Genomic DNA, 3,459 nt, shown 5'->3' with positions numbered 1-3,459 from the left:
CGAGGACTACCACCACCGCATCGACGACCCGGCCGAGGGCATCACCGAACGCTCGGTGCTGGTGATGCGCGGCTCGGGGCCCATCGGCCATCCCGGCGCCGCCGAGGTGGTCAACATGCGTCCGCCCGCCCACCTGATCAAGCAAGGGATCACCGCCCTGCCCTGCATCGGCGACGGCCGCCAGTCGGGCACCTCGGGGTCGCCGTCGATCCTGCACGCCTCGCCCGAAGCTGCGGCGGGCGGGACCATCGCCGTGCTGAAGACCGGCGACCACATCCGCGTGGATCTGAACACCTCCACCGTCACCCTGATGGTGCCCGACGACGAGATCGCCGCGCGCAAGGCCGCGCTGGAGGCCGCCGGCGGCTATGCCTATCCCGCCTCCCAGACCCCGTGGCAGGAGATCCAGCGCGGCCTCACCGGACAGCTGGAGACCGGCGCCACCCTCGAGAACGCCGTCAAATACCACCGCATCGTCGACACCATCGCCCGCGCGCCGAGGGATAATCACTAGGGCGGGACGGGTGAGCCTCGGGCGCTGACCCGGCTCACCACCAGATGGAATAGACCAGGATCAGGAAGGCGATGACGCCCACCCCCGCCAGGTTGAAAGCGGCGGAGGTGCGGAAGCTGATGCCGTCCAGCTGGACCTTCAGGGCCGAAGCGGGGGCGGGGCGGATCAGGGACACCACCACCGCCAGCGCCAGGGCGATCAGGAACACGATCCCCACCCGGTTCATGAAGGGCATGACCAGCAGGCCCTCGTTGTTCAGCCACCACATGACGCCCGACAGGATCACCCCGCCGATGGCCGCGGCCAGGGCGCCGGCCTCGGACGCGCGGCGCCAGAACATGCCGAGGATGAAGATCACCACGATGGCCGGGGTGAAGAAGCCGGTGAAGTCCTGGATGAACTGGAACGCCTGATCGAAATTGCCCAGCAGCGGCCGGGCGACGAGGGCGCCGATCAGCATGGCCGCCGCCGCCGACAGCCGGCCCACGGTGACCAGATGATGCTGGGACAGGTTCGGGCGCGCCTTGGCGTACAGGTCCAGGGTGAAGATGGTGGAGATGGAGTTCACCAGCGAGCCGAGGGTGGCGATGATGGCGGCCACCAGGGCGGCGAAGACCAGCCCCTTCAGACCCACAGGCAACAGGGCCATCATGGTGGGATAGGCCTGATCGGGCCGCGTCAGGTCCGGCGCCAGCACCAGGGCGGCCAGCCCCGGCAGCACCACGATCAGCGGCATCAGCAGTTTCAGATAGGCGGCGAAGGCGATGCCCTTCTGGGCCTCGTCGATGCTGGAGGCCGCCAGCGCGCGCTGGATGATGTACTGGTTGAAGCCCCAGTAGCTCAGATTCATGATCCACATGCCGCCGATCAGGACCGACAGACCCGGCAGGGCCGCATAGTGCGGGCTGTCCGGAGACAGGATCATGTCGAACTTCTCGGGGAACTCGGTGGTCAGGCGGGCGAAGCCGTTCAGCACCCCGCCGTCGCCGCCGATCTGGTTCAGGGTGATGACCGCGATCACCAGACCGCCCGCCACCAGCAGGGCAACCTGCACCGCATCGGTCAGGGCCACGGCCTTGAGCCCGCCCCACAGCTGATAGACGAGGCCGAACGCCGCCAGGCCGAACAGGGCCAGGGTCTGGTCCACGCCCGTCACCGTGGTGATGGCCAGCGAGCCCAGCCACAGGATCGAGGTGATGTTCACGAAGACGTAGAGCACCAGCCAGAACACGGCCATGACGCTGCGGATCCTGGCGCCGTACCGCTGCTCCAGAAACTGGGGCATGGTGACGATGTTGTTCTTCAGGAAGATGGGCAGGAAGAACTTGCCCACGATCAGCAGGGTCAGGGCCGCCATCCATTCGTAGGAGGCGATGGCCAGGCCGATGACATAGCCCGAGCCCGACATGCCGATGATCTGTTCGGCGGAGATGTTGGCCGCGATCAGCGAAGCGCCGATGGCCCACCAGGGCAGGCTCTTCGAAGCCAGGAAATAGTCGGTGGTGTTCTTCTGCTCGCCGGGCCGGTCGCGGGAGACCCACTGGGCCAGGGCGAAGATGCCGACCCCGTAAAGGGCCAGAAGGATCAGGTCGATCGGCGCCAGCGTCATGAATGTCTCCCCCGAGGGGCCGTTGAATTCGGCCGCTGAACGAAGGGCTACGACATCCTCAAGCGACGCGCAATGAAAGTCATTTCATATATGGTTTGATCCGGCGGCGCAGGTTAAGAAGCGGCGCGGACGGCCTTCTATCGGGGTGGCGGCGGCGCTAAGACTTGGGGAGAGACAGGTTGATCGGGGAAGCCATGCCGCCGCTGGAAGAAGAGCTCGGGGAGCGCAAATACCGTGCGCCCGCGCTCGAGAAGGGCCTGGATGTGCTCGAACTGCTGTCCAGCCACGGACGACCCATGACGCCGTCGCAGATGTCGGTGACCCTCAAGCGTTCCGTGTCCGAGCTGTTCCGGATGATCCAGGTGCTGGAGTTCCGGGGCTATATCGAACAGTCCTCCGAAGGCTATCGCCTGACAAACCGCCTGTTCACCCTGGGCATGGCCCAGGCGCCGGTGAAGTCGCTGGTGGAGGCGGCCCTGCCGGCCATGCGAATTCTGGCCGAGACCACGGTTCAGTCGTGCCATCTGGTGGTGCCCAGCGAGACCCAGATCGTGGTGGTGGCCCGCGTCGAGAGCCCCGGAGACCTGGGCTATTCGGTGCGCATCGGCTACCGCCGCAATCTGATCGAGGCCACCTCGGGCCGCATGTTCTACGGCCTGGCCTCGCCGGCCGGACGGGCGCGGCTGGAGGAGGTGCTGCGCCGGCTGCACGGCGACGCCATGTTCGAGGCTTTCGCCGAGGAGGCGGACGCCACGGCGGTCAAGGGCTACGCTCAGCGGGCCAGCGATTTCGTCAAGGGCGTGACCGATCTGTCGGCGCCGGTGATGGGGGCGGACGGCGTCATCGCCACCCTGATCACCCCCTATATCGAGCACACCACAGTGGGCTGCGACATGGCCACGGCGTTGATCCATCTGCGCCGCGCCGCCGCCGCCATCTCCGCCGACATGGGCTCCGCGTCCCAGGCCTGAAGCGGGTCAGGCGGGGCCATGGACGGCCTCGGGCTTGCGGCCCGGCATTTTCGTATGCGATAAGTTCTTCATGAATGAAAGGTCGGGGCGCGTGTTCCGGCGTCCCCGCCCGTCGTGGGCCCACTGAAGACTGTCGCTGTATGACCAAGCCTCTCCGCTCCCGTCTGTGGTTCGACAACCCTGCGAACCCGGACATGACGGCGCTGTATCTGGAGCGTTATCTCAACTACGGCCTGACGCTGGAGGAGCTGCGCTCGGGCAAGCCGATCATCGGCATCGCCCAGACAGGGTCTGACCTGTCGCCGTGCAACCGCCACCACATCGAGCTGGCCAAGCGGGTGCGCGAGGGCATCCGCGAGGCGGGG

Annotated in this window: 4 protein-coding genes; 3 read left to right on the top strand and 1 reads right to left on the bottom strand. The window is 66.8% G+C overall.

The annotated features are described in order from the left end of the window. The coding region (locus tag IWC96_RS00050; RefSeq protein ID WP_196838118.1) for a dihydroxy-acid dehydratase at positions 1 to 514 on the top strand (514 nt) is incomplete at its 5' end. 34 nt (positions 515 to 548) lie between these two features. On the opposite strand, the gene IWC96_RS00045 is transcribed toward IWC96_RS00050, so the two are convergent. Further along, positions 549 to 2,123: a sodium/sugar symporter gene (locus IWC96_RS00045; protein WP_021698742.1), complete on the bottom strand. Its 1,575-nt coding sequence runs from the start codon at positions 2,121 to 2,123 to the stop codon at positions 549 to 551. A gap of 179 nt (positions 2,124 to 2,302) precedes the next feature. Between IWC96_RS00045 and IWC96_RS00040 the strand changes: the two genes are divergently transcribed. After that, positions 2,303 to 3,094: an IclR family transcriptional regulator gene (locus tag IWC96_RS00040; RefSeq protein ID WP_231378720.1), complete on the top strand. Its 792-nt coding sequence runs from the start codon at positions 2,303 to 2,305 to the stop codon at positions 3,092 to 3,094. Between the two features lie 140 nt (positions 3,095 to 3,234). Beyond that, a partial coding sequence (locus tag IWC96_RS00035; protein WP_196838117.1) for a dihydroxy-acid dehydratase occupies positions 3,235 to 3,459 on the top strand: 225 nt, incomplete at its 3' end.

This window comes from Brevundimonas sp. BAL450 (genome assembly GCF_015767455.1).
GTDB lineage: Bacteria > Pseudomonadota > Alphaproteobacteria > Caulobacterales > Caulobacteraceae > Brevundimonas > Brevundimonas abyssalis.
The sequence above is the reverse complement of the archived record's forward strand: the minus strand, read 5'-3'. Positions and strand labels throughout refer to the sequence as shown.